We start from the raw sequence: 24,929 nt of genomic DNA, 5'->3' as shown, positions 1-24,929 counted from the left end.
GCGCGTGGGCCGTCGTCGCGATCACAGGATCCCGAAGCGGCTGAGCGCCAGCGCCAGGTCATCCCCGAACGCCGTGCCTTTCTTGAGCAGCGCGGCCCGTGGGGGGAGTTCCCGCAACGCCGGGTGACCCCACTTGTAGCTGGTCAGCAGGGCGAAGGGGATGGCGCGCGTCGGCGGCATGGCGGTGAAGGCGCAGGCCAGGTCCACGCCGGTCATCTCGCCCAGTTCCATGCCCGCGATGATCAGGTCCGGCTTGGCGCGGTACGCCTGCTCGAAGGCGTCGAAGGGGATCCGCACATTGGTGCTGCGCAGGCCGCAGGCGGCCAGCTCGCGTTCCACCAGATGGGCGCCGGCCCGGTCGCGCAGGATCAGCAGCACCTCCACGGGGCGCGGAATGATGACCTCGAAGTCGATGTCGAACCCGCGCTTCAGGGGCAGTTCGCGCACCATCTGGGCGGTGGCCTCGGGACCTTCCAGGTTCCCCTCCAGGGCCTGCTCCAGGCGGTCGGTGAACGCCAGGACGTCATCCACATGATGCCCCTTCAAGTCGTTCAGGGGACCGAGGTAGTCGTCCAGGCGTTGCAGCACCAGACGCGCCCCGGGCAGGACGCCGGACGGAGCCTGGGCCCGCAGCGTCCCGGTGATGTTGCGCACCGATCGCGCCGTTTCGGCGCCCGAGACAGCCCCGGATCGAAGGTTCTCGATTTGCACCTGGATCGAGTTCAAGCCTTCGCGAACGTCATCTCGAAACTCGGCCTCGATCTCGCGCTCGACATCTTCGGCGCTGGGGACAAAACCTGCCGGAACCATGGGACATCCTTCCCTGAGGGGCATGACCGGATGACGGGTAGACCATCTATCCTGGATCCCCTCAGGGCGCGACTGCAAGTCCGTTTCTGTATGGCCCGAGGGGCACCGGGACGGCCGCCCCCCGGACGCCGTCGCCGCATTGGCAAACCCGGTGGGCAGGGTGTAAGACGAAGGCCGATCGGACGAGCCTTGCCGCCCCGCGCGGGCCGCCTCGTCGCCCCGGCTACAGGACCGTCGGCGTGAGTTCCACCCTGACCCGATACGTGGCGCGTCAGTTTCTGATGGCGCTGATGGTCACCCTTCTGGTGGTGGCGGCGCTGATTCTGCTGTTCGACGTGATCGAGCTGCTGCGCCAGACCGCGCGCGTGCAGGAGGCGACGCTGAGCGTTCTCACCCGGCTGGCGCTGTTGCGCCTGCCCCTGGTGTTGCAGACGGCGCTGCCGTTCGTGTTCATGGCCGGCGCGTTCGTCACCTTCTGGCGGCTGGTGCGGTCCAGCGAACTGGTGGTCATCCGGGCCGCCGGCATGTCGGTCTGGCAGATGCTGATACCCTTGTTCCTGCTGACCCTGTTGCTGGGCGCCATTAACGTCGCCGTGTTCAATCCCGTGGCCGCCGCGCTGTTCACACAGTTCGAACGCGCCGGGCGGACCATCGGCCTGGGCAGCGACAACCCGTTCTCCCTGTCCCGGGGCGGCATGTGGTTGCGCGAGTCCGGCGAGGACGGACGCTACACCGTCGTGCATGCCCGCAACGCGCGCCAGGATGCGCGCATGCTGCATCTCGACGAGATCATGATCATGGTGGTGGACGACGCCAACCGCACCATCCGCCGCATCGATGCCCCCACGGGGCGCCTTCAGGGCGGCCGCTTCATCCTCACCGACGCGGTGGTCTCCGTGCCCGGGCGTCCGCCGGACCGGCGCGCGTTCATGACCGTCAAGACCGGCCTGTCGATCCCCAAGATCGAGGAGAAGTTCGCCGCCCCCGAGACGATTTCGTTCTGGGACCTGCCGTCCTTCATCGCCTTCTTCGAATCCGCCGGATTCTCCGCCAGCGCGCACCGCATGCACTGGCATGCCCTGGTATCGTCGCCGGTGATGCTGTGTGCCATGATTCTGGTGGCGGCGGTGTTCGGCCTGGGCTCCAGCAGCCGCCGGGGGGCTTGGCTTGCACGCCTGGCGGGCGCCGTGGTGGCGGGATTTGTCGTCTACTTTTTCTCCCAGGTGACGTATACCCTGGGCCAGTCTCAGACCCTGCCGGTGGTCATGGCCGCATGGTCTCCGACGGCGATCGCGGGGTTTCTGGGGCTGGCCCTGATGTTCCAGCTGGAGGACGGATGAGTCGGCTCCGGGATCGGGGCACCGTGGACGCGGGATACCCGCCGACCACGGCGTCGGCGGGCGTGGAGCAACCATGATCGAAACCTACCGGGACCCTCGTCCCTCGCTCCTGGACCGCGTGTTCGGGGTCGCGTACGGCCCGTGGGGCGTCGCCCTGTTGGTGTTGCTGCTGACGGGTTTGCGGCTGGGCATGCTGTCGCCGGGCGACGCACCACCGGTGATGCCGGAAGAGGCGCGCCCCTGGCTGCTGGGCCTGTCGCCCCGGCCCGGCTACGCCGATGCCGCGCCGCTGGGACCCTGGATTCTCGGGTGGCTTTCCGAGACCTGCGGGTCCACCACGCCGTGCCTGCGTCTGGTCGCGCCCATCGCGCATGGGCTGGTCACCTGGATGATGTACCTCCTCGGCCGGCGCCTGTTCGATGCCCGCACCGGATTCTGGACCGCGCTGACCTACGCCACCCTGCCCATGGTCGTGGAGGGCTCGGTGATCGTCGATCCCATGGCCCTGGTGCTGCTGGCCTGGGCCGTGGGCCTGCATGCCCTGGCACGCCTGACCGTGCCCGGGCCGGCCCGTCCGTCGCGGCCGGGCTCCTGGGTCGTGCTGGGGGCCAGCGTCGGCGTCGGCCTGCTGGCCCATCCGGTGATGGCCCTGTTCGCCCTGGCGACGCTGGCCTACCTGGCGGTGTCGCCGGAGTTCCGCGGCGGGCGGCTGTGGGGCGGGCTGGGTCTGGCGGGGCTGGCGGCGGCGGCGATCTATGGCCCCGAGGTCGCCTGGCACGCCGCCCACGACTGGGACGGCTACCGCCGCCTGTGGAGCGCCCTGGCCGGCGGAACGCCGGATCCGCGCGCGCTGGGGTGGGCGGTCGTGGTCGGGATTCTGATGTTCGGCCCGGTGCTGGCCGCCGCGCTGATCCGGGCGATGGCTCGCGTGCCCTTCGCGATGCGGACCGGCGCCCTCGCCGATTACCGCGTTCGGCTGCTGGTGATCTTCACCATGCCGGTGCTGCTGGTCACCCTCGCCCTGACACTGGTCCTGGAGGCCGGCGCCACCCTGACCGCGCCGGCCGCCATCGCCGCCTGCCTTCTGGTGGTGGGCTGGAAGGTGGTGCACGAGGCGGTCACCTGGCTGCGCGTCGCCATCGCGGTGAATCTGCTGCTGTTCGTTCTGTTGACGTCGGGCGTGCCGTTCGCCCGCGACTGCGGCTGGGTCCCGCCCGCCTGGTTCGATCCCGTGGCCGGCGGCCGAGGATGGGACGAGACCGGCGCCTGGATCCGGGGCATCGCCGACGCCTATCCCGAAACGCCGATCGGCGTGGCCGGCGACGGCGCGCCGGTGATCATCTACCACGCCCGCGCGCTGGGCGTGCAAGCCCGGGAGGTGGGCGCCGGGCCGGACGCCGGCCGGGCCTTCGCGGGCCTGCTGGTGATGCCCGAGGCCCTGGCGGAGGACGGTGGCGACATCCGGGCCCGCCTCAGCGTCCGTCTCGATGACGGCCGGCGGCGCGCCTGGGCGGCGGTGATGGTGAGGCCATGACGACGGGACGTCCGGCAGCCTGGAGCGGCATCTGGGGGTACCGCGTCCTGCTGGCGCTGGTCCTGGTGCTGGTCGCCTTCCCCCAGATCGACCTGGCGGTCAGCGGCGTGTTCTACGATCCCGAACAGGACCGGTTCATGCGCGAGGGTCCTCTGTTGAACCTCCTGCGCAAGGGCGTGCCGCCGATTCTGTATGGGGTCGTTCTCTTTCTGGTGCTGCAATGGCTCGGCGGCCGGGTGACCGGCGCCGGCACCCCGCACGCGCTGAACGGGCGGCGAGTAGCCTTCGTGCTGACCTCGCTGGCGCTGGGACCGGGCCTGATCGTCAACGGCGTGTTCAAGGAGTGGTGGGGACGCGCCCGGCCGAGCGACATTCTCGCCTTCGGCGGCGAGGCCCGCTTCACGCCGCCCTGGATGATGACGGACCAGTGCGCGAGCAATTGCTCGTTCGTCGCCGGACACGCCGCGTTGGGGTTCTGGACCGTGGCCCTGGCCCTGCTGGCGCCGCCGGCGTGGCGGCCCTGGGCGGTGGCCGGCGCCCTGGGATTCGGCGCGCTGATGAGCGGCGCCCGCGTCGTGGTGGGCGGGCACTTCCTGTCCGACGTGCTGTTCGCCGGCGTCGTCGTGGTGACGGTGACCCTGTGGCTGCACAGGGTAATGGTGGACGGCCCCGAGCGCGCGACGCGGGCCGATCCCGCCACCGTGTCCCGGGACACGGACGAGTCGTCCGACCCGTCCGCCACCGGCCCTTGAGACGGACCGGCGACGCTCGGGACCGGTCCTGGTCCTGACTCGTCAGGACCAGGACCGGTGACCCCCATCGCGGCGCCGGCGCGGGTACGTCAGCCGGTCTTAGAGCGTGTTGCGTGATTTTGGACTCACCCAAAAACGCTCACCGTTTTTGTTTTTAAAGCAAATCGTCGTCGCGACCCGGTTCGGATCGCTCGGGATTTACTCTAGCGAGCCAGGCCAATCTCCTGCAACGCTTCCTCGATCTCAGGCAGGATGTCGGGATCGTCGATGGTCGCCGGCATCTTGTAGTCCTGATGGTCGGCGATCTTCTGCATGGTGCCGCGCAGGATCTTGCCGGAGCGCGTCTTCGGCAGACGCGGCACGACCAGGGCCTGCTTGAAGGCGGCCACGGGACCGATGGTGTCGCGCACCATCTTCACGGCCTCCTTGACCACCTCCTCTTTGGGCTTGGCCACGCCGGCCTTGAGCACCATGAAGCCGAGCGGCATCTGCCCCTTCATGTCGTCATGCACGCCGATGACGGCGCATTCCGCCACGTCCGGATGGTTGGCCAGCACCTCTTCCATGGCCCCGGTGGACAGGCGGTGCCCGGCGACGTTGATGATGTCGTCGGTGCGGGTCATGACGTAGACGTAGCCGTCCTCGTCCACGAACCCGGCGTCGCCGGTCTTGTAGTACCCCGGGTACTCGTCCATGTAGGCGTTGCGGAACCGCTCGTCGGCGTTCCACAGCGTGGGCAGCGTGCCCGGAGGCAGCGGCAGCTTGCACACCAGGGCGCCGATCTGGCCCGGGGGCATCTGCTCCTTGTTCTCGCCCAGGGCCTGCACGTCCCATCCGGGCACGGCCTTCGACGGCGACCCCAGCTTGACCGGGAACTCGTGCAGGCCCATGCAGTTGGCGGCGATGGCCCAGCCGGTTTCCGTCTGCCACCAATGATCGATGACCGGAACCTTCAGGTTGTTGCGCGCCCAGGTGATGGTGTTCGGATCGGCGCGCTCACCGGCCAGGTACAGAGTCCGGAAATGGCTCATGTCGTACTTGGCCAGGAACTCGGCGTTGGGGTCTTCCTTCTTGATGGCCCGGAAGGCCGTCGGCGCGGTGAACAGGATCGGAATGTTGTACTCGCTGATGATGCGCCAGAAGGTGCCCGCATCGGGCGTGCCGACCGGCTTGCCCTCGAACACGACGGTGGTGCAGCCGTGCAGCAGCGGGCCATAACAGATGTAGGAGTGCCCGACGACCCAGCCCACGTCCGACGCCGCCCAGTAGACCTCGCCCGGCTCGACGTTATAGATGGCCTTCATGGTCCACTTCAGGGCCACGGCATGGCCGCCGTTGTCGCGCACGACGCCCTTGGGCTGCCCGGTGGTCCCGGAAGTATACAGAATGTACAGCGGATCCGTGGCCAGCACGGGCACGCAGTCGTGGGGGCGGGCGTTGGCGACGGCCTCGGCCCAGTCGACGTCCCGTCCCTCGACCATGTCGCAGCGCAGTTGCTCGCGCTGGAGAATGACGCAGCGGGCGGGCTTGTGGGTGGCGACGCGGATGGCCTCGTCCAGCAGCGGCTTGTAGGCCACGACGCGGCTCGGCTCCACGCCGCAGGACGCGGCCACCACCACGGTGGGCTTGGCGTCGTTGATGCGGGTCGCCAGCTCGTTGGCGGCGAAGCCCCCGAACACCACCGAATGCACCGCCCCCAGGCGGGCGCAGGCCAGCATGGCCACCAGCGCCTCGGGCACCATGGGCATGTAGACGATCACCCGATCGCCCTTGGTGACACCCTGGTCGGCCAGCACGCCCGCGAACGAGGCCACCAGCTGCTTCAACTCGGCGTAGGTGATCTGGCGCTTGGTCCCCGTGACGGGGCTGTCATAGATGATGGCCAGGCGATCGCCATGACCGGCGTCCACGTGGCGGTCCACGGCGTTGTAGCAGGTGTTCAGCTCACCGCCCACGAACCAGCGGTAGAAGGGAGGATTGGACTCGTCCAGGACCTTGTCCCACCGTTTGACCCAGTGGATATCCTCCGCGGCCTTACCCCAGAACGAGGCCGGATCGGACAAGGAAAGGCTATGGGCTTGATCATAGGCGTTGGCCATGACGCACGCTCCGCTGGTTGGCCGAGAGACTTGGGCCGGCGCGCCGCGCATGACGTGGACAGAAAGACGATGGCGCGCGGCCTGGCGTTCGGACCCGACGGCGTCGGGGGAAGCAAAATTACGCACCGGCGCCATGAACGCAACAAAGAATACGGAAAACCCGCGCACGAGGACACGGCATCGGCTGTGGGATCCGCGTCGCGGCCGGCGCGCCACGGCCTCGCGCGGTGGCGCCGGACTGGCGCAGCCGGGACTCCGTCCGGTGGCGGACAAGCATCACCCATCCGCCCTGGGACGCGCGCAAGGCGCCCCATCTCAAGAACCGGCGACGCGACGCGACGCCTGGACCGCACGGCCCACGCCTTCAACGGGGCACCCGTGTTTCCTTGGGGCAGTATACTTGGGGTGGCCGGGTGGGGGCGCGGGCCGGTGCCGCGCGGCGGAATGAGTCACCTCATCCGCCGCTGGTATTACCGTCCGTCCTCACGGTCCGGTCTGACCGGCCCCATAACCAAATCGGGGCGACGCTTGCGTCGCCCCGACCCTCCGCTGATAAGACGGTGAAAGACTGACATCCCGCTGGCATCGCAGCGGTACCACAATGTCCCCTGTTGCGGGGAACTGACGGAGCCGAGAGGCGTGTCCTCCGGGTGCCTCTCCTGATCGGTTGCCCTCGACCCACGGCCGAGGGATCAGTGCCTTGTCAGTGTCACGGCGGTATCTGTATCAGTATCCTCTCGTTGCCTTTTCCCTCTCGTCGTCGTCCACCTTGGCGTCGGACGCATCCTCACCAAGGGGGGGCTGACGGTGTGCTTGGGCTCACACACCCGTGGTCGTCATACACCCGCTCAATGCGTTCCCAGTCTCAGTGGGGCCTTGCCATGCGAGCCATCTCGTCCTTGATGGCCAGCTTCTGCCGCTTCAGCGCCGCGATCAGACTGGAATCCGGCAACGGGCGCGTGGTCTCGTCCTGCAGACGATCATCAAGCTCCGAGTGCCGCGAGTTCAACGCATCCAACCGTGCATCACGACCCATGACATTACCCTCCTCATCTGGTGGAGAAACGCAATCAGTGTACCCGAGAGCCGATCGGCGTGGAAGCGTTTCCGCGACGGTTTGATGAAAAACGGACGAATCTTCTTGCTTTCTGCCGAACCCACAGTAGTTTGAAGGATTTTTTTGGAATGGTCTCAAACCGCCCGCTCGTCGTTGGCGTCAGCGGCGCCTCCGGTCTGGCCTATGCCGTGCGCCTTCTGGAGACGCTGGATCGACTCGCGATCCCCTCTCATCTGGTCATGACTCCGGCGGCCGAGATCACGCTCGCCCACGAAACCACGCTGAAGGTCGCCCAGGTGCGCGCCCTGGCCACCGTCTGGCACAAGGTGGACGACCTGACGGCGGCCCCGTCGTCGGGATCATTTCGCACGCGAGGCATGGTGGTGGTGCCGTGTTCGGCCCGGACCCTGGGCGCGATCGCCGCGACGGCCGGCGACAACCTGCTGACGCGGGCCGCCGACGTCACGTTGAAGGAACGCCGGCGGCTGGTTCTGATGGTGCGGGAAACGCCGCTGCACCTGGGGCATCTGCGCGCCATGGCGACGGTGACCGAGATGGGGGCCGTGGTGGCGCCGCCCATGCCGGCCTTCTATGCCCGCCCCCGGTCCCTGGACGATCTGGTGGACCACACCGTCGGCCGGCTGCTGGACCTGTTCGACATCGACGCCGGCCTGGCGCGCCGCTGGCGCGAGGCGGACCCCGACGGGGCCGACTGACCCTCGGCCGGGAGCCCGCCCGGGGCCGGCGCGCGCGCCGGCGCTGGGATCAGGGCGACTCTCCTATGTAGATGCCCAGGCCACGGGCCACGTTGATCAGCGTGCCATCGGGCTCCAGCGAGCGCGGACCAATGCAGACCTCGCTGAGGGGGACGTCGGTGACGCCGCGTTCCTGCCAGGCGACCATGCGGCCCAGGCGCCCCTTGGCGACCATGTCCACGGCATGAACCCCGAACGCCGACGCCAGCAGGCGGTCACGGGTGGACGGCGTACCGCCGCGCTGCACATGGCCCAGGATCGTCTCGCGGGTCTCCAACTCGGTCATCTTGGAGATGCGATCCGACAGGTAGTGCCCGATCCCGCCGTACCGGGTCTGCCCGTGCGAATGCGCCACCTGCGCATTCAACCCGTCCTCCGTCTTGACGCCCTCGGCGACCACCACCAGGGCGTGGTTGCGGCCCTCGCGAATCACCTGGTCGATCTTCTCGGCAATGCTTTCCAGACGATAGGGCAGTTCGGGGATCAGGATGACGTCGGCCCCGCCGGAGATGCCGGCGTTGACGGCGATGTGTCCGGCGTCACGGCCCATCACCTCCAGGATCATCACACGGTGATGGCTGGCGGCGGTGGGTTGCAGGCGATCCAGGGACTCGGTCACGACGTTGACGGCGGTGGTGAAGCCGACCGCGAAGTCGGTCCCATGCACGTCGTTGTCGATCGTCTTGGGCACGCCGACCATGCCGATGCCGCCACGCTCGCACAACTGCGACAGGATGCGCATGGAGCCGTCGCCCCCGATGACCACCACCGCGTCCAGGGCCAGCTTGTTGAAGCCGTCCACGAAGTCGAGGGAGCGGTCCTGCGTGCTGCCATCGGGCATGGGGTAGTTGAACGGGTCGCCCTTGTTGACCGTGCCCAGGAACGTGCCCCCCTCACGGAGCATGTTGCCCGAGAACATGTCCAGGTCCAGTTCCCGGTAGCGCAGGGGGCGTTCCATGAGGCCCATGGTGCCGTCGATGATGCCAAACACCTTCCAACCGTAGTGGCGCACCGCCCGATAGGTCACCGCGCGGATCACCGCATTGAGACCCGCGCAGTCACCACCGCTGGTCAATACCCCGAGCCGCCGAATCTTCGCCATGCCGTCCTCCGTGCTGTGGGCTTGCCTGTCCGTCGCCCCGTCGTTCTGTCCTTTCCACGCGGCACCGGCGCACGAACACCGGTCCAGCCGCTGGCCAACACATCCGATCATTGGGCAGATGCCGTCTTTGGCGCGCGATCAAACCCGCGCCGGCAGCGTCCCCAAAGTGCGTCAGGATCCATGTCGCCGTCACCGGTTTTCTGCTAGTCTGACGACCAGTATCGGAGAACTTTCACGATTTTCGCCGGACCCGCTCATGCTTCGCCCCGTGTGAAGCCCCAGGCGGCCCGGAGAGGGGCCGTCCGTTACGGCCAAGGCCGCTCCGATCCCATCGGCCGAGACCGCGGGCCGGTGGTGTTTCCCGTCGCCGGCGCGAGTCCCTCGTCCGGTCCGCCATCCGCGACCGTGTCCGTCAGGCACGGCAGGGGCGAGACAGGGCACCGAGACGCGCGCTGGTGGGCGTCGAGGAGCCCCCGCTCGTCGGCGCGAGTCCTGACCCCTGGCGCCGCAACCGGACCCCGCATGATCGACGATGAAGAGACCGCGACCCTCCGCCGCCGACTGGAGGCTCTGAGGCTGGAACACCGTGACCTGGACGAGGTCATCGCACGCCTGATGGACACAGCCCCCTACGACATGCTGCAACTGCGGCGCCTGAAGAAGCGGAAGCTGATCCTCAAGGACGAGATCGCCCGCCTTCAGAATCAGGTCACCCCCGACATCATCGCCTGATCCCCTGACGGTCCGGCCGCCTGCGGGCCCGCCCGCCGGCCCGGCCCGCGCCGGGGGCGTCGTGCCGGGGGCGTCGTGCCGGGGGCGATGGTCACACGATCCGGCGCGCCGCCCGCTCCGCCTGCCAGAACGCATCGCCCGGCCGCTCGCCCCGACGCGGGACATGCACGCCGATCAGCAACCCGACCGGCACGGTGTCGGACCGCCATGGCACCGGCGCGCCGGCCTCCCGGGCCAGGGCACGCGCCCGCACCCACAGGCGGTCCACCTGCCCGTCGAAGGGGATCAGCATCACCGCGCTGGCCCCGCCCAAGGCCCCCAGGTCCTCGGTGTCGGCGCGACATCGCGCCATGGCGCTGGCCATGGCGTGGTAGACGGCCTCGGCGGCGGCCAGTCCGTGGCGCTCGCGTACCGTCTCGTAGTTGCCGGCGTAAAAGAAGACGACGGCGGGCACCGCGCCGCTGTCCGCCTCCGCCGCCAAGCGCAGGCGAAAGGCCCGCTCCAGGGACCGGGCGCCCATCAGCGGCAGATGTTCGGCACGATCGCGCACATCGACCATGCCCCCCGCGCCCTCGCGCGCCACGTCCAACTCCTGACGCAGGCGGTCGACCTCGCCCATGAGCTGCCCCATCGCCCGCCGCACGGCCGGCGTCAGGTCCGCCTCGGGCACGCCCTGGACAGAGAGAGCATCGGCGATGGCATGCGGCGACGGCCCGAGTCGTTCATAGGCCCCGGCCGCGCGCGCGTGATCCTGCGCCGCATGCCGGCCACCACGGCCGGTGTGTCCGTCCGAGGACCGCTCCTGGCGCCAGTCGACGGCCATGGGCGGCGCGGGACCTGGAATGTCGTCGGCCATGGCGCCCCCCTGGCCACGCGGCGAAACCGGCGGAGGCCGGACTTGCCTCGCCGCGACCGCAACCGCGACCAAAGGGTAGCACAGGCGGCGCGCGCGCCGACAGGTCCCACAGCCCGACCAGGGCTCGCGGTCGCGAGGACGGACCGTGCATGCCCGGGACCGCCGTGGCGGGACGGGCGGCCACCCTGCTCAGCCGATGCGGGCCAGCGCCTCCCGCAACCGGTCGCGCACGGCCTCCAGTTCGACCAGACGCTCGCGGTTCTCGGCCACGACCTCGGCCGGCGCCTTGGACAGGAACCCCGCGTTCTCCAGCTTGCGGGCCAGCTTGGCGATCTCGCCGTCCTGACGGGCCACGTCCTTGGCTAGGCGCTGACGCTCCTTGTCCAGGTCGATGACATCGGCCAGCGGCAGGATGACCGTGGCCTCGTCCACCACCACCTGGGCCGCGCCCGTGGAGGGCGCCTCCGCCACCAGAGTGATCTCGTTCAGGCGCGCCAGGCTCCGCAGCACGGCGTCGTGCGTGGCCAGGCGCGCCCGCGTGACCGTGCCGGCGTCCTTGATCTGGATGGCCAGCCGGCTTCCCGGCGGCACGTTCATTTCCGATCGCACCGAGCGGATGGCGGTGATCAGGCGCACCACCCAGTCCATTTCCGCCACGGCGTCGGGCGCGGCCATGTCGCTCTCATCCGGCCAGCCGGCGGTGACCAGCGGCGTTTCACGCTGGTCCGACAGGGCCTCCCAGAGCTCTTCCGTCACATAGGGCATGATCGGATGCAGCATCACCAGGATGCGATCCAGCACCCACGCGGTGGTGGCGCGGGTCTCCGCCGCCGCCGCCGCGTCGGGACCGCCGAACACCGGCTTGGCGAACTCCAGGTACCAGTCGCAGAAGGTGTTCCAGGTGAACTGATAGATCACCTGCGCCGCCTCGTTGAACCGGTATGTCTCCAGCGCCTGCTCCATGCGCCGCGCCGTATCCGCCACCGTGGCGACGATCCAGCGGTTCAGGGTGGTGGTGGCCTCGCCGGGCGCATACGTCGGAACTGACACGCAGTCGTTCATACGGCAGAAGCGCGCCGCGTTCCACAGCTTGGTCGCGAAGTTGCGGTATCCCTGAACCCGGCCCTCGCTCATCTTGATGTCGCGCCCCTGCGCCGCCATGGCGGTCAGGGTGAAGCGCAGGGCATCGGTGCCGTAGCTATCGATCAGGTCCAGGGGGTCGATGACATTCCCCTTGGACTTGGACATCTTCTGGCCCTTCTCGTCGCGGACCAGGGCATGGATGTAGACCTCGCGGAACGGCACGTCGCCCATGAAGTAGTGGCCCATCATCATCATCCGGGCGACCCAGAAGAAGATGATGTCAAAGCCGGTGACCAGCACGTCGCCGGGATAGTAGCGCTCCAGTTCCGGCGTCCGCTCGGGCCATCCCAGGGTCGAGAACGGCCACAGCGCCGAGGAGAACCAGGTGTCCAGGACATCGTCGTCCCGGCGCAGCGCCACCGGCGCGCCGAAGTGGTCGCGGGCCGCGGCGAGGGCCTCCTCCTCCGTCTCCTCGACGAAGATGGTGCCGTCGGACGCATACCACGCCGGGATGCGGTGCCCCCACCAGATCTGCCGGCTGACGCACCAGGGCTGGATGTTGCGCATCCACTCGAAGAAGGTGTTGGACCAGTGCGCGGGCACGAACCGGGTGCGCCCCTCCTCCACCGCCTTGATGGGCTCGGCCGCCAGCACCTTGGCGTCCACGAACCACTGGTCGGTCAGCCAGGGCTCGATGACGACGCCGGAGCGGTCCCCATAGGGCACGGTCATGGCATTGGGCTCGACCTTCTCCAGGAGGCCGAGCGCATCCATGCGCGCGACCACCTGATCGCGGGCCGTGAACCGGTCGAGGCCCCGGAACGCCTCGGGCACCGAGTCGTTCAGGCAGGCGTCCCGGTCCAGCACGTTGATCATCGCCAGATCGTGCCGGCGCCCCACCTCGAAGTCGTTGAAGTCGTGGGCCGGCGTGATCTTGACGGCTCCCGAGCCCTTCTCGGGGTCGGCGTAGGCGTCGGCCACCACGGGGATGACGCGGTCGACGATCGGCACCATGACCGACTGGCCCACCAGGTCCCGATACCGCTCGTCGTCGGGATGCACGGCCACGCCGGTATCGCCCAGCATGGTCTCCGGCCGGGTGGTGCCGACCACCACGAACCGGTCGGGCTGATCGACCACCGGATAGCGGAAGTACCACATGCGGCCATCGGTGGGACGCGGATCGACCTCCAGGTCGGAAATGGCGGTGTGCAGCTTCGGGTCCCAGTTCACGAGACGCTTGTCCCGATAGATCAGGCCATCCTTGTGCAACCGCACGAACACCTTGGTGACAGCTCGCGACAAGCCCTCGTCCATGGTGAAGCGCTCGCGGTCCCAGTCCGGCGAGGCGCCCAGGCGACGCAACTGGCGCTGGATGGTGCCGCCGGAGTGGGCCTTCCACTCCCACACCCGATCAATGAACGCTTCGCGCCCGAGGTCATAGCGGGTCCGGCCCTCGGCGGCCAGATTGCGCTCGACCACCATCTGGGTGGCGATTCCGGCATGATCGGCGCCCGGCTGCCACAGGGCATCACGCCCCTTCATGCGGAAGTAGCGGACCAGCACGTCCTGAAGGGTGAACGTCAGCGCATGCCCCATGTGAAGGCTGCCGGTGACGTTGGGCGGCGGCATCATGATGGTGTAGGGCGCGACGTTCGCGCTCGGGTCGCAGGCGAACGCGCCCGACGCTTCCCATCGCTCATAGCGTCGTTGTTCGACCGTTTTCGCGTCGTAGGTCTTGTCCAGCATGGCTGAACCCGTTTCCCTTTCTGACGTGATCCAGGGATCACTCAAGGTCATGAAAAAGGCCGGCCAGGAAAGGCTCCGGCCGGCCGGCTGTCCGCGTGCCCGCGCCCAGGATTTTCTATCGCCTCCCGGCGCCCTTGGCCAGACGTTCGATTTCGCGCTGCACCAGACGTTCCGTAATCGACGGTAGATTATCGTCCAGCCACGTCTTGACCAGCTCCCGAATCACTTGGCGAGCCAGGGTCTCCAGGGTGATCGACCCATTGCCGACGGGCATGGCGTTGGCCTCCACCATCTGGGACAGGTCGTTCAGGTAGCGGGTCGACATCTCGGCCACGGACGGCGCCACCAGCGGCTCGTCATCGTCCAGCGCCGGCGGTGACGGACGCGGGGGAGCCTGAGGTGGGGCGGCCTGAGGCGGAGGCGGCGGAGGGGGTGGCGGCGCCGGCTCGGGATCCTCGGCGATCATGTCGTCGGTGAGTTCGAGAACGTCGTCCTCGTCGTCCTCCTCAAGCAACGGCAACGGGTCCGGCTCGGGCTCGGGATCCGCCAGCATGGGTTCCGGCTCCGGTTCCGGCTCCGGAGCCGGCGGGGGGGCCGGCTTCGGCGGGGCTTCGGCGCGCGCGGCTTCCTCTTCCTCGTCCTCCGACAGTATCTTGCGGATCGAGGCCAGGATGTCCTCCATCGAGGGTTCCTGTTGCGCGTCCTTGTCGGTCATGAGCGTCGTCGTCCTTCCTGCGCACGCGGCCGCCCCCACGGGACCCGACACGCCAGCGTATGCGGCCGTCGGTCGGAATCCGCCCCCAGGGTCAGTTGGCCGGCACCGGTTCCGCGAAACCTCCCGCCGGCCGTCCCCCCAGCCCCAGGGCCGCATCGCCGTCCGCGGCATCGGACGAGCCAAACCACTGATCCCGGACCTCCTTGTAGTTGGCGGTCGGATCGTACAGCGTGACCGGCAGGCTCAGGGCGTCGGCCGTCAGGCCGCCGACGGCCGCCAGCAACGAGTAGCCGGCCACCAGGCGGTCACGGCGCGCCAGAACCATATCCACGCGGGCGTTCAGAAGCTCCTGCTCGGCATCCAGGACGTCCAGCACGGTACGCGCGCCCACCTGGGCCTCGCGCTCCACGCCCTCCAGGGCGATCTCGGCGGCGTCGATCTGGTCACGCAGGGACTCAATGCGGCTCTCGGTGGCGACCAGCGTCTCCCACGCCTGCTCCGTTTCCTCGCGAACCTGGGTGGTGGCCTCGTCAAACTCCAGGCGCCGCTGACCGGCGATATGCTTGGCCTGGCGCAACTGGGAATAGACGGTGCCCCCTTGATAGATCGGCACGGACACATTGATGGTCGCCGAGAACACCCGTGTGTTGGAATCCTCGACGGCGCTCTGGTCCCATCCCTGGGAAAACGCGCCTTCCAGGTCGACGGTCGGCAACAGCCGGCCCCGCTGATTGCGGATTTCGTCCTGCGCGCTGCGCCACGTGTACTCGGCGGCGATGATGGACGGATTGCTCGCCAGCGCCCGGCTCAGCGCCTCATCCCGCGAGACCGGCAGATCGGGCACCGCGTCGGGCGCGTCCAGCGAGCGGACCGGCTGCCCGACCAGACGCAGGTAGGTGGCCAGGGAGCTTTCCAGCGTGGCCACCGACGACGCCGTGTCCGACTTGGCGCCGGACAGCCGGGCTTCCGCCTGGGCCACGTCCGTTCGCGTGATCTCGCCGACGCGAAAGCGATCGCGCGCCGCCTGCAACTGGCGGCCGAGCACGTCCTCGTTGTTGCGATTGAGATCGACGACCGCGTCGTCGCGAACGACGTTCACATAGGCGGTGGCGGTGTTCAGCAGGACGCTCTGCTCCACCGACCGCAACGCGGCGCGTTCCGCCATCACGGTCATTTCGGCCTTGTCGATCTCCGCCTCGGTCCGGAAGCCGCGAAACAAGGGCTGAGCGACGGAGACACCGACGGAGACAGGCCGGGTGTCCCGCGTCGACGACACCGACCCGACCTCCTGGCGATACCGCTGCAATCCGGCCTCGCCGCTGACCGAGACCGTCGGCCGCCAGTTCGACAAGGCAATGGGCACGCCCTGGTCGGTGGCCCGCAACTGGGCACGACGGGCCTGCAACGTCGGGTTGTTCATGTAGGCGGCCGCGAGCGCCTCTTCGATAGACTGCGCGAGGACCGGCGTACTGGTCCACACCAGCGTGGCGACGGTTGCACAAGCCAGGAAATGATTTGTTTTCGTCATGCCACAGTCACCCGCTTGTTCACCGCGTCCCACCCTTGTTCACAATCCCGCGCCGTCGCCCCGTGGCCGACAGCCCATGACCGACAGCCTGATCTCCATACCCTCGGGCCGGCGTCGCGTTTCAAGCGCGACGGCCGTTCGACCGGCTTTCATCAAGCCCGGCCTCCGGCGCCACGGCGACGGTTCGAAGAGCGTTGGCGTGATCCAGCACCATCATGCCATGTCCGCAAAGGCTCGACCAAGACCACGAGCCTTGCCCATCTCGTCAAAGAAAAATGACAGCATATTCCGGTCCTTTACCAGAACACACTAACACGTGACGTGAGGAGGCGGAACCATTCACGTCGGCCCGCATCAAAAAACGAACACCTCGTCCTTTTCGAAGCCCGGCAACACCGGCGTGGCCGCGTCGTACAGCACCCGCTGACCATAGGCGTCGCCGTGGCGCTCCACCACGGTCACCTTGCTATCCCAACCACCGTCCCCCACCACCGCGACCAGGCGGCCGCCGTCCGCCAATTGACGACGCAGGTGGTCGGGCACCGCCGGCACGGCGCCGCCGATCAGGATCACATCGTAGGGGGCCTGGCGCGCATAGCCGTCGGGCAAGGGTCCGGTCACCACCACGGCGTTGTCGATCCCCAGATCGGTCAGCGTGCGCGTGGCCCGGGTGGCCAGATCCTCGTCTTGTTCCAGGCCGACCACGGTGCTGGCCATGCCGGCCAGCACGGCCGAGGAGTAGCCGGTGGCGCAGCCCACATCCAGCACCACGTCGGTCTCGCGCACGGCCGCCGCCTGGATCATCCGTGCCAGCACCATGGGCTCCATGAGGTACCGGCCGTCATCCAGCGGCAGATCCTCGTCCACATAGGCGATGCCCCGCAGCGTCTTGGGCACGAACAGTTCCCGCGGCAGCTTGCCCATCGCCTCCAGCACCACCGGATCGGTGACCCGATTGGCGCGAATCTGGTTCTCGACCATGTTGAAGCGGGCCTTTTCGAACTCCATCATCGCCTCCCGTGCTGGTGTGGGTCCTGTCGTCAAGCGCCGTCGGCGCGACCTCGATCCGGAATGGCTGGCCATGTCTGTCGAACGAGCGATCGGCGCTCAGGATCACCTGCGCGTGCGCGGCCAACAAGGAGAGATCATGGCGCGGTTTTATAGCGAGTGCGCCCGACCAACACAATGGCCACACTGCGGTTCCACAGGGCGCCGGGCTCAGGTTGGCAGTCCGCGAGGAGCCTGGAGGTGGAGATGCTTCTGGACGGCATGACCTGTCGTCGTCCCACAACAGGCGCCTCGCGACCCCGCCGGGGGGCGCCTGCCGCCCTGTCGCCCTGTCGCCATGGCCGCGAAAAAAGCCGGTGCGCGGCGCTTGACCACCCCACGCCGTTTGACTATAAAGCCGGCCTTCCCCGGCGGCACGCTTCATGCGGGCCGTGCCGGGAAGTTCGGGGCCGGGTGGCAGAGTGGTCATGCAGGGGACTGCAAATCCCCGTACGTCGGTTCGATTCCGGCCCCGGCCTCCAGGGTGCGTTCACGGGAGTCCTCGACACCCGAACGCGGTCTTGTGATCCGGCGTAGCTCAACGGCAGAGCATGCGGCTGTTAACCGCAGGGTTGTAGGTTCGAATCCTACCGCCGGAGCCAGTTTTTCCTCCATGCCCTCGCGGCATGGGCGACCGTTACGCAAGCGCCTCGGGGCCTCGCCCCGGGGCGCTTTCGCTTTTTGTGGCCGCAGAACCACCCTGGCGCCCCGTCGATTGCGTCCTGTCAAGTCCCCAACCAGGATGACACACTACCATCGGACCTCGGGGCCAGCATCACGGCGGCCCCACCACGCCAACGCCGGCGTCGATCCGATGAGGAGCGCCTTCGCACCATGTCCGGCTCCCCAAAGTCATCTGGCCCGTCTTCTGGCCCCTCCTCCGACGACCCGCGGGCTCCACCCCCGGGACCCGCCGGCCCAGTGGACACGACCATGGATACGGCCTTGGATACGACCTTGGATACGATGAGCAACCCTTGGACCACGCTGTCCGCGCGTCCCGTCTATGACAACCCCTGGATTCAGGTCACCGAGTTCCAGGTCCTGACACCGGCCGGCACGCCGGGGATCTATGGCGTGGTGCACTTCAAGTCCCGATCGGTCTGCATCCTGCCCATCGACGACCACGGACAGGTCACCCTGGTCGGGCAGTACCGTTATGCGTTGAAGGCGTGGAGTTGGGAACTGCCCGAGGGCGGCTGCCCGGTGGGTACGGATCCGCTGCTGTCGGCGCGCCGCGAACTGTCCGAGGAGACGGGCCTTGAGGCGGCGGCGTGGCGGGACATCCTGGACCTGCACCTGTCCAACTCGGTCACCGACGAGACGGCGGTGTCCTTCCTGGCCTGGGACCTGACCGAGGGTCCGGCCCGGCCGGAGGAGACCGAGCGCCTCACCCTCCGTCGCGTGCCCTTCGCCGAGGCCGTGGCCATGGCCGAGCGGGGCGCGATCACCGACGCGCACTCCGTCGCCACCCTGTTCCGGGCGCGCCTGATGGCGGTCAACGGCGATCTGCCGGCACCGCTTCAGGCGCGACTTGCATATTAGAGACTCATAATATAAAAGCGGTCTCAACACTCTTTTGCCCCCTATGAGGCTTTCGATCATGACTCAGTCGTCCATGCCCGCCGGCGCCGCCGCGCCGCAACCGGATCACACCCAGAAGGTGGGCTCCCCATGGCTGATGCACGTGCCCATCCCGCTGTTCGCGCTGGTCATGGGCACCGCCGGTCTGGGGATCGCCTGGCGCAAGGCCCACCATGTGCTCGGGGTTCCCGCCCCGATCGGCGAGGCGATCCTGGCCCTCGCCGCCGCCTGCTTCGCCATCATCCTCGTGCTCTATGCGGCGAAATGGGTGGTTCACGCCGACGAGGTGCGCGCCGAGTTCAATCACCCGGTCCGCTCCAGCTTCTTTCCCGCCCTGTCCATCAGTCTGTTCCTGCTGGCCGTCGCCGCCGAGCCCTATTCCGTCTCGCTGATGTTCGGTCTGTGGGCCACGGGCACCCTGCTCCATTTGCTGTTCACGCTCCGGCTGCTCGGCCGCTGGATCGTGCACAATCACCAGATCACCCATTCGAACCCGGCGTGGTTCATTCCGATCGTGGGCAATCTGCTGGTGCCCCTGGCCGGTGTCCGCCTGGGTTACATCGAGATCTCCTGGTTCTTCTTCGCCATCGGCATGGTGTTCTGGGTTGTTCTGTTCACGGTCGTGTTCTACCGAATCGTGTTCCATGATCAGATGCCCGCCAAGTTCATCCCCACCCTGTTCATCCTGATCGCCCCGCCGGCCATCGGGTTTTTGTCGTACGAGTTGCTAAACGGCGGCGCGATCGACGCCTTCTCACGCATCCTGATCTATGTCGCGCTGTTCATCACCCTGCTGAACTTCACCCTGGTGCGCCAATACCTGCGCGTCCCGTTCTTCGTCTCCTGGTGGGCCTACACCTTCCCGCTGGCGGCGATGTCGGTGGCGGCCATGGAGTTCCATCGACTGAACGGCTACGACGAAATGGGGATCATCTGCGCCGGGCTGCTGACCGTCACCACGCTGGTGATCGTCACCGTGTTCGCGCGCACGCTCATGGCCCTGATCCAGGGCAAGCTGTTCATTCCGGACTGAGATCGGAGGCGGACGCGCGGACCACATCCGACGGACCGCGCCGGTCCGCCTCGAAGACCGTTGGCATGATGGAAGCAACCGACCCGGGTAGCGGCCACGCCCACGCCCGGGTCGGACATGACGACCCGACGAAAAGTGATTCCCCGCGGCCCGCTTCATCTTGCGGCGCAGCGTAAATGGCGTACGCTCGTGACATGGTTCATCGTCGTCGCGCCGTTCGGCCACGCAGGGGGGGTCATGAGTACACGTAACCTGGAATATCTGTTCGCACCGCGGTCCATCGCGGTCGTCGGCGCCTCCAACCGACCCCAGACCGTCGGCTTCGTCGTCATGCGCAACCTGCTGCAAGGCGGCTTCGAAGGCCCCATCATGCCGGTCAATCCCAAGAGCAAGGCGATTGCCGGCGTGCTGGCCTACAGCAGCGTGGACACGCTGCCCATGGCGCCCGACATGGCCGTGGTGATGACGCCGCCCCACATCGTGCCGGCCACCATCGATGGCCTGGGCAAGCGCGGCTGCAAGGCGGCCATCGTGATCACCGCCGGCCTGAAGGCCATCAAGAACGCCGACGGGACCACGGCCGAGGACGACATGCTGAAGGCGGCCGGCGCCTATGGCATGCGCCTTCTGGGGCCGAACTGCGTGGGCCTGCTGGTGCCCGGCGTGAACATGAACGCGAGCTTCATCCACGAGCCGGCGAAGCCCGGCAAGGTGGCCTTCGTCAGCCAGTCCGGGGCGTTGTGCACCGCCGTGCTCGACTGGGCCTCGCCGCGCGGGATCGGCTTCTCGCACTTCGTTTCACTGGGCGACAAGGCCGACGTCGATTTCGGCGATACCATCGACTACCTGGGCACCCACCCCGAGGTGCGCGCCATCCTGCTGTACGTCGAGGCCGTTCGCGACGCCCGCAAGTTCATTTCCGCGGCCCGCGCCGCCTCGCGCAACAAGCCGGTGCTGGCCATCAAGTCGGGACGCGTGGCCGAGGGCGCGCAGGCGGCGGCATCGCACACGGGCGCCCTGGCCGGCGCCGACCACATCTACGAGGCCGCATTCCAGCGCGCCGGCATCCTGCGGGTGTACACCCTGGAAGAGCTGTTCCAGGCCGTGGAAACCCTGGCGCATCAGCGGCGGCTGGTGGGCGAGCGACTGGCGGTGCTGACCAACGGTGGCGGCATCGGCGTGATGGCGGTGGACGACCTGATCGACATCGGGGGCTCGCTGGCCTCCCTGTCCGACGAAACCATCGGCAAGCTGGACAAGGTCCTGCCGGCCACCTGGTCGCGCGGCAACCCCGTGGACATCATCGGCGACGCGCCCGGATCCCGCTACACCGACGCCATGGACGTCCTGTTCCAGGCGCCGGAGGTCGACTCGGTGCTGGTCATGCACGCGCCCACGGCCATCAGCAGCCCCAACGAGATCGCCGAGAAGGTGATCGCGGTGTCCGGGCGTCACAAGCGCGCCCACCTCTCCACCTGTTTCGTCGGCGAGGGCGCGGTGACCGAGGCACGCCGGCGCTTCGCCGCCGCCTCGATCCCCACCTATCACACGCCGGATCAGGCGGTGCGCGCCTTCATGCACACCGTCGCCTTCGAGCGCAATCGCAAGATCCTGATGGAGACGCCGCCGTCGATGCCGGTGGAGTTCACGCCGGCCGCCACCTCGGCGCGCCTGGTCATGGACAATTCGATCCGCGCCGGCCGCCTGATCATGAACGAGCCGGACGCCAAGGCCGTGTTCGCGGCCTACGGCATCCCCACCGTCGAAACCCACATCGCCCGTGGTCCCGAGGAAGCCGGCGAGGTCGCCCGGCGCATGGGCTGCCCGGTGGTGGTCAAAATCCTGTCGCCGGACATCACCCACAAGTCCGACGTCGGCGGCGTGGTGCTGGATCTGAACACGCCGGAGGAAACCGAACAGGCCGCCCACAACATCATGCAGCGCGTCGCGACCACCTACCCCGACGCGCGCATCGACGGCTTCACGGTGCAGAAGATGATGCGCCGGCCAGGCGCCCACGAGTTGATCGTGGGGGTCGCCACCGATCCGGTGTTCGGTGTGATCATCCTGTTCGGCGAGGGCGGCACGGCGGTCGAGGTGATCGGCGACCGCGCCGTGACCCTGCCGCCGCTGAACATGCAACTGGCGCGCTCGCTGATCGAGAACACCCGCATCTACAAGCTTCTCAAGGGCTACCGCGACCGGCCGCCGGCCGATCTGGACGCCATCTGCCTGACCCTCATCAAGGTCTCGCAGATGGTCATCAACACGCCAGAGATCGTCGAACTGGACATCAACCCGCTGTTCGCCGACAGCGATGGGGTGCTGGCGGTGGATGCCCGCATCCGGCTGGACCCGGAACAGACGCGCGGTCCGCACCGGATCGCCATCCGGCCCTATCCCAAGGAGCTGGAAGAACGCTTCACCATGAACGACGGCAAGGTCGCGTTGCTGCGGCCGATCCGTCCCGAGGACGAACCCAAGCACTACGACTTCGTTTCGCGCCTGACGCCGGAGGACATCCGGTTCCGCTTCTTCGGCCTGGTCAAGGAACTGCCCCATGACCAGATGGCCCGCCTGACCCAGATCGACTACGCGCGCGAGATGGCCTTCATCGCCCGCGCCGACACCGAGGGCGACGGCGAGGAGGAGACCCTGGGCGTGGTCCGCACGGTCACCGACTCCAACAACGACCGCACCGAGTTCTCCATCGTCGTGCGCTCGGATCTGAAGGGCTCGGGGTTGGGCGTCGCGCTGCTGGAGAAGATGATCCGCTATTGCCGGTCGCGGGGCACCAACTTCATGGTCGGCCAGGTGCTCAAGGACAACACGCGCATGCTCCACTTCTGCCAGAACCTGGGGTTCGAGCGCGTGGGCATGGTCGAGGACGACGTGGTCGAACTGATCCTTGACCTTCAGAACACGCCGGAACGCTCGGCGCACAGCGGCGAACGAACGCACCCGGCGCCATGATATCCGGCCGGTGCCGTCACCGTCTCCGGGGAACCGCCGCGATCCTGCTGGTCGCGGTGGTCGCCGGTGGCGCGGCCCTGGCCCAGGACAACGGCGACATCCACCGCTATCAGAAGTTCCGCATGGTCGACGGGAGCTTCTACAACCTGGTGGACTTCCACTACGAGTCCCAGACGCAGTGCGAGGATGCCAACCGGCGCTCGACCGCGCTGTTCCGTACGCGCGGCCCGGACATGACGCTGGTGACCGAAGCCTGCCTGACCGGCATCAACGACATCGGCCGGGCCATGATGGCCAACCGGCCCACGGTGGTTCCCTACTTCAGTTTTCAGGACCTGCGCATCTGGCTGAGTGGCGCCGCCGCCGAGGGGGGCGCCGACCTGCGCCTGTGTCGGGACCTGAGCACCAATCCGGTCTACGCGGGGGGACGCTGCATCCCCTGACCGCCCCCCCTGCCCCGGCGCGCGGTCATGCCGCGACCGGCGCCGGGGGCAAGCGCGCCATCCACGCCGTCAGGTCGGTCGCCGCGCGCCGGCCATACTGGGCCTTGCGCTCGCGGCCCCGCAGCTTGCGCTTGCCCACCCGGATCATCTCCGGCGGCAGCTCCGGGAACAGCCCGAAATTGACGTTCATCGGCTGGAAGGTATCGGCATGCGCCGGCGTGGTGATGTGCGCCAGCAGCGCCCCCAGCGCGGTCGTGGCCGGTGGCGCCAGGGGATCCGCGCCGAGCGCCTCGGCCCCGGCGAACAGCCCGGCCAGCAGGCCCACGGCGGCGCTTTCCACATAGCCCTCGCAGCCGGTCATCTGTCCGGCGAAGCGGATGTGGGGCCGGCTCTTCAGCCGCAGGACGGAATCCAGCAGGCGTGGGCTGTTCAGGAACGTGTTGCGGTGAATACCCCCCAGGCGAGCGAAGTCGGCCCGGTGCAGGCCGGGGATCATACGGAAGATCCGCGCCTGCTCTCCGTGCCGCAGCTTGGTCTGGAAGCCGACCATGTTGTACAGCGTGCCCAGGGCGTTGTCCTGGCGCAGTTGCACGATGGCGTGGGGCTTGCGGTCCGGCTGGCGCGGATTGGTCAGTCCCACCGGCTTCATGGGGCCATGGGCCAGCGTCTCCCGACCACGTTCGGCCATCACCTCGATGGGCAGGCAGCCCTCGAAATAGGGCGTGCCCTCCCAGTCCTTGAAGGCCACCGTCTCGGCGGCCAGCAGGGCGTCGAGAAACGCCTCGTACTGGTCGCGATCCATCGGACAGTTGATGTAGTCGGCACCCTCGCCCTTGTCGTAGCGGGACTGAAACCACGCCACCTCCATGTCGATGCTGTCGCGGTGGACGATGGGGGCGATGGCATCGAAGAAGGCCAGGTGGGCCTCGCCTGTCTCGGCGCGGATGGCCTCGGCCAGGGACCCGGCGGTCAGGGGGCCGGTGGCGATGATCACCGGGCCGTCGGCGGCATCCGGCAGTGAGGTGATCTCGGCGCGCGTCACCGTGATCCGAGGATGGGCCTCCAGACGTGCCTGAACGGCCCGGGAGAACGCCTCGCGGTCCACCGCCAGGGCTCCGCCCGCCGGCACCCGATGGGCATCGGCGCAGGCCAGGATCAGCGAGTCCAGCTGTCGCATCTCGGCGTGCAGCAGGCCCACGGCGTTGCCCTCGGCATCGTCGGACCGGAAGGAGTTGGAGCACACCAGTTCCGCCAGATCATCGGTCACATGGGCTTCGCTGGACCGATGCGGACGCATTTCCACCAGGTCCACGGACAGGCCGTGGCGGGCGCACTGCCAGGCGGCTTCGCTGCCGGCGAGGCCACCGCCGACGATACGGACGCGGGAGACGGGATCGGGATGAGTCATGGTCGAGCATGTAGGCCGAACCGCCGCCATTGTCCACGACCGCGCGGCCACCTGACGACATAAAGGCTCATGTACGACATGAGAAAGAACGTTATCCATATGAAAATATGAGATTTTTTCTGTGCTTATTGACCCTCGGCGACACCCCCGCATCGTTGGACGGCAACCGGCGGATGGCTCGTTGGAACCGGGTCGACCGCGCCGCGACGGAGCGGACACCGTCGTGCGCGATGAAACACTCTAAAGGATATAGCATTAGAACTTATCACCTTAAGGAGAATAAACGCCGGCGAGACTTGGATTCTTGACGACGGCCGGTGACCACGGCA

General features: G+C 68.0%; 19 protein-coding genes and 2 tRNA genes. 11 read left to right on the top strand and 10 right to left on the bottom strand.

Translation table 11 applies throughout. The features are described 5' to 3' along the window. Window positions 1–21 precede the first annotated feature (21 nt). On the bottom strand, window positions 22–810 hold the full coding sequence (locus GGD89_RS03105) for a response regulator (RefSeq protein ID WP_184042636.1): 789 nt from the start codon (window positions 808–810) through the stop codon (window positions 22–24). Between the two features lie 239 nt (window positions 811–1,049). Between GGD89_RS03105 and GGD89_RS03100 the strand changes: the two genes are divergently transcribed. From GGD89_RS03100 to GGD89_RS03090, 3 genes are all read left to right on the top strand, one after another. After that, window positions 1,050–2,150 carry an LptF/LptG family permease gene (locus GGD89_RS03100; RefSeq protein WP_184042635.1) on the top strand — a complete coding sequence of 367 codons (1,101 nt, stop codon included), beginning with the start codon at window positions 1,050–1,052 and terminating at the stop codon, window positions 2,148–2,150. 73 nt (window positions 2,151–2,223) lie between these two features. After that, a complete protein-coding gene (locus tag GGD89_RS03095; RefSeq protein ID WP_184042634.1) occupies window positions 2,224–3,684 on the top strand; it encodes a glycosyltransferase family 39 protein in 1,461 nt (486 codons plus the stop codon). After that, window positions 3,681–4,436, top strand: a complete 756-nt coding sequence (locus GGD89_RS03090) for a phosphatase PAP2 family protein (protein WP_184042633.1) — start codon at window positions 3,681–3,683, stop codon at window positions 4,434–4,436. Before GGD89_RS03095 ends, GGD89_RS03090 begins: the two co-directional genes overlap by 4 nt. Before the next feature lie 203 nt (window positions 4,437–4,639). Here GGD89_RS03090 and GGD89_RS03085 read toward each other — a convergent pair whose 3' ends face one another. Together GGD89_RS03085 and GGD89_RS03080 are read right to left on the bottom strand one after the other, a co-directional pair. Further along, window positions 4,640–6,535 carry a propionyl-CoA synthetase gene (locus GGD89_RS03085; protein WP_184042632.1) on the bottom strand — a complete coding sequence of 632 codons (1,896 nt, stop codon included), beginning with the start codon at window positions 6,533–6,535 and terminating at the stop codon, window positions 4,640–4,642. A gap of 865 nt (window positions 6,536–7,400) precedes the next feature. Beyond that, the gene (locus tag GGD89_RS03080; protein WP_184042631.1) at window positions 7,401–7,571 is read right to left on the bottom strand and encodes a YdcH family protein; all 171 of its coding nucleotides are present in this window, start codon (window positions 7,569–7,571) and stop codon (window positions 7,401–7,403) included. A 149-nt stretch (window positions 7,572–7,720) separates the two neighbouring features. Between GGD89_RS03080 and GGD89_RS03075 the strand changes: the two genes are divergently transcribed. Beyond that, entirely contained in the window at window positions 7,721–8,308 is a 588-nt protein-coding gene (locus GGD89_RS03075; RefSeq protein ID WP_184042630.1) for a UbiX family flavin prenyltransferase, read from the top strand. Window positions 8,309–8,357: 49 nt separating this feature from the next. Here GGD89_RS03075 and GGD89_RS03070 read toward each other — a convergent pair whose 3' ends face one another. Beyond that, window positions 8,358–9,449, bottom strand: a complete 1,092-nt coding sequence (locus tag GGD89_RS03070) for an ATP-dependent 6-phosphofructokinase (RefSeq protein WP_184042629.1) — start codon at window positions 9,447–9,449, stop codon at window positions 8,358–8,360. A gap of 522 nt (window positions 9,450–9,971) precedes the next feature. Here GGD89_RS03070 and GGD89_RS03065 point away from each other — a divergent pair. Then, on the top strand, window positions 9,972–10,181 hold the full coding sequence (locus tag GGD89_RS03065) for a YdcH family protein (protein WP_184042628.1): 210 nt from the start codon (window positions 9,972–9,974) through the stop codon (window positions 10,179–10,181). 91 nt (window positions 10,182–10,272) lie between these two features. Here GGD89_RS03065 and GGD89_RS03060 read toward each other — a convergent pair whose 3' ends face one another. The 5 genes from GGD89_RS03060 to GGD89_RS03040 all read right to left on the bottom strand — a co-directional run bounded on the left by GGD89_RS03060 (window position 10,273) and on the right by GGD89_RS03040 (window position 17,120). Further along, the gene (locus tag GGD89_RS03060; RefSeq protein WP_184042627.1) at window positions 10,273–11,037 is read right to left on the bottom strand and encodes a hypothetical protein; all 765 of its coding nucleotides are present in this window, start codon (window positions 11,035–11,037) and stop codon (window positions 10,273–10,275) included. Between the two features lie 189 nt (window positions 11,038–11,226). Beyond that, window positions 11,227–13,869, bottom strand: a complete 2,643-nt coding sequence (locus GGD89_RS03055; protein ID WP_184042626.1) for a valine--tRNA ligase — start codon at window positions 13,867–13,869, stop codon at window positions 11,227–11,229. 115 nt (window positions 13,870–13,984) lie between these two features. Further along, window positions 13,985–14,584: a DUF2497 domain-containing protein gene (locus GGD89_RS03050; protein WP_246422354.1), complete on the bottom strand. Its 600-nt coding sequence runs from the start codon at window positions 14,582–14,584 to the stop codon at window positions 13,985–13,987. Window positions 14,585–14,675: 91 nt separating this feature from the next. Next, complete coding sequence (locus tag GGD89_RS03045) at window positions 14,676–16,112, bottom strand: TolC family outer membrane protein (RefSeq protein ID WP_184042625.1); 1,437 nt, start codon at window positions 16,110–16,112, stop codon at window positions 14,676–14,678. A gap of 354 nt (window positions 16,113–16,466) precedes the next feature. Then, window positions 16,467–17,120, bottom strand: a complete 654-nt coding sequence (locus tag GGD89_RS03040) for a protein-L-isoaspartate O-methyltransferase family protein (protein ID WP_184042729.1) — start codon at window positions 17,118–17,120, stop codon at window positions 16,467–16,469. A 447-nt stretch (window positions 17,121–17,567) separates the two neighbouring features. Here GGD89_RS03040 and GGD89_RS03035 point away from each other — a divergent pair. The 6 genes from GGD89_RS03035 to GGD89_RS03010 all read left to right on the top strand — a co-directional run bounded on the left by GGD89_RS03035 (window position 17,568) and on the right by GGD89_RS03010 (window position 23,192). Next, window positions 17,568–17,641: transfer RNA gene (locus tag GGD89_RS03035), tRNA-Cys, on the top strand. Window positions 17,642–17,686: 45 nt separating this feature from the next. Beyond that, a tRNA-Asn gene (locus tag GGD89_RS03030) sits at window positions 17,687–17,761 on the top strand. 364 nt (window positions 17,762–18,125) lie between these two features. Further along, window positions 18,126–18,704: an NUDIX domain-containing protein gene (locus tag GGD89_RS03025; protein ID WP_184042624.1), complete on the top strand. Its 579-nt coding sequence runs from the start codon at window positions 18,126–18,128 to the stop codon at window positions 18,702–18,704. 58 nt (window positions 18,705–18,762) lie between these two features. Continuing rightward, complete coding sequence (locus tag GGD89_RS03020; RefSeq protein ID WP_246422353.1) at window positions 18,763–19,776, top strand: SLAC1 anion channel family protein; 1,014 nt, start codon at window positions 18,763–18,765, stop codon at window positions 19,774–19,776. A gap of 237 nt (window positions 19,777–20,013) precedes the next feature. Further along, complete coding sequence (locus tag GGD89_RS03015) at window positions 20,014–22,749, top strand: bifunctional acetate--CoA ligase family protein/GNAT family N-acetyltransferase (RefSeq protein WP_184042622.1); 2,736 nt, start codon at window positions 20,014–20,016, stop codon at window positions 22,747–22,749. Then, a complete protein-coding gene (locus GGD89_RS03010) occupies window positions 22,746–23,192 on the top strand; it encodes a hypothetical protein (protein ID WP_184042621.1) in 447 nt (148 codons plus the stop codon). The genes GGD89_RS03015 and GGD89_RS03010 overlap by 4 nt, the downstream gene beginning before the upstream one ends. A 25-nt stretch (window positions 23,193–23,217) precedes the next feature. On the opposite strand, the gene trmFO is transcribed toward GGD89_RS03010, so the two are convergent. Next, the gene (trmFO, locus tag GGD89_RS03005) at window positions 23,218–24,600 is read right to left on the bottom strand and encodes a methylenetetrahydrofolate--tRNA-(uracil(54)-C(5))-methyltransferase (FADH(2)-oxidizing) TrmFO (RefSeq protein ID WP_184042620.1); all 1,383 of its coding nucleotides are present in this window, start codon (window positions 24,598–24,600) and stop codon (window positions 23,218–23,220) included. Between the last annotated feature and the right edge of the window lie 329 nt (window positions 24,601–24,929).

The organism is Roseospira visakhapatnamensis (assembly GCF_014197915.1).
In the GTDB taxonomy this organism is placed as follows: Bacteria; Pseudomonadota; Alphaproteobacteria; order Rhodospirillales; family Rhodospirillaceae; genus Rhodospira; species Rhodospira visakhapatnamensis.
Note: the sequence above shows the minus strand (reverse complement) of the source record. Positions and strands in the feature narration are given on the sequence as shown.

Coding starts and splice junctions, on each gene's coding strand:
- GGD89_RS03085 (WP_184042632.1), bottom strand. CDS start 6,535: ATGGCCAACGCCTATGATCAAGCCCATAGCCTTTCCTTGTCCGATCCG.
- GGD89_RS03050 (WP_246422354.1), bottom strand. CDS start 14,584: ATGACCGACAAGGACGCGCAACAGGAACCCTCGATGGAGGACATCCTG.
- GGD89_RS03040 (WP_184042729.1), bottom strand. CDS start 17,120: ATGGAGTTCGAAAAGGCCCGCTTCAACATGGTCGAGAACCAGATTCGC.
- GGD89_RS03095 (WP_184042634.1), top strand. CDS start 2,224: ATGATCGAAACCTACCGGGACCCTCGTCCCTCGCTCCTGGACCGCGTG.
- trmFO (WP_184042620.1), bottom strand. CDS start 24,600: ATGACTCATCCCGATCCCGTCTCCCGCGTCCGTATCGTCGGCGGTGGC.
- GGD89_RS03015 (WP_184042622.1), top strand. CDS start 20,014: ATGAGTACACGTAACCTGGAATATCTGTTCGCACCGCGGTCCATCGCG.
- GGD89_RS03010 (WP_184042621.1), top strand. CDS start 22,746: ATGATATCCGGCCGGTGCCGTCACCGTCTCCGGGGAACCGCCGCGATC.
- GGD89_RS03090 (WP_184042633.1), top strand. CDS start 3,681: ATGACGACGGGACGTCCGGCAGCCTGGAGCGGCATCTGGGGGTACCGC.
- GGD89_RS03070 (WP_184042629.1), bottom strand. CDS start 9,449: ATGGCGAAGATTCGGCGGCTCGGGGTATTGACCAGCGGTGGTGACTGC.
- GGD89_RS03055 (WP_184042626.1), bottom strand. CDS start 13,869: ATGCTGGACAAGACCTACGACGCGAAAACGGTCGAACAACGACGCTAT.
- GGD89_RS03105 (WP_184042636.1), bottom strand. CDS start 810: ATGGTTCCGGCAGGTTTTGTCCCCAGCGCCGAAGATGTCGAGCGCGAG.
- GGD89_RS03080 (WP_184042631.1), bottom strand. CDS start 7,571: ATGGGTCGTGATGCACGGTTGGATGCGTTGAACTCGCGGCACTCGGAG.
- GGD89_RS03045 (WP_184042625.1), bottom strand. CDS start 16,112: ATGACGAAAACAAATCATTTCCTGGCTTGTGCAACCGTCGCCACGCTG.
- GGD89_RS03025 (WP_184042624.1), top strand. CDS start 18,126: ATGAGCAACCCTTGGACCACGCTGTCCGCGCGTCCCGTCTATGACAAC.
- GGD89_RS03065 (WP_184042628.1), top strand. CDS start 9,972: ATGATCGACGATGAAGAGACCGCGACCCTCCGCCGCCGACTGGAGGCT.
- GGD89_RS03075 (WP_184042630.1), top strand. CDS start 7,721: ATGGTCTCAAACCGCCCGCTCGTCGTTGGCGTCAGCGGCGCCTCCGGT.
- GGD89_RS03060 (WP_184042627.1), bottom strand. CDS start 11,037: ATGGCCGACGACATTCCAGGTCCCGCGCCGCCCATGGCCGTCGACTGG.
- GGD89_RS03020 (WP_246422353.1), top strand. CDS start 18,763: ATGACTCAGTCGTCCATGCCCGCCGGCGCCGCCGCGCCGCAACCGGAT.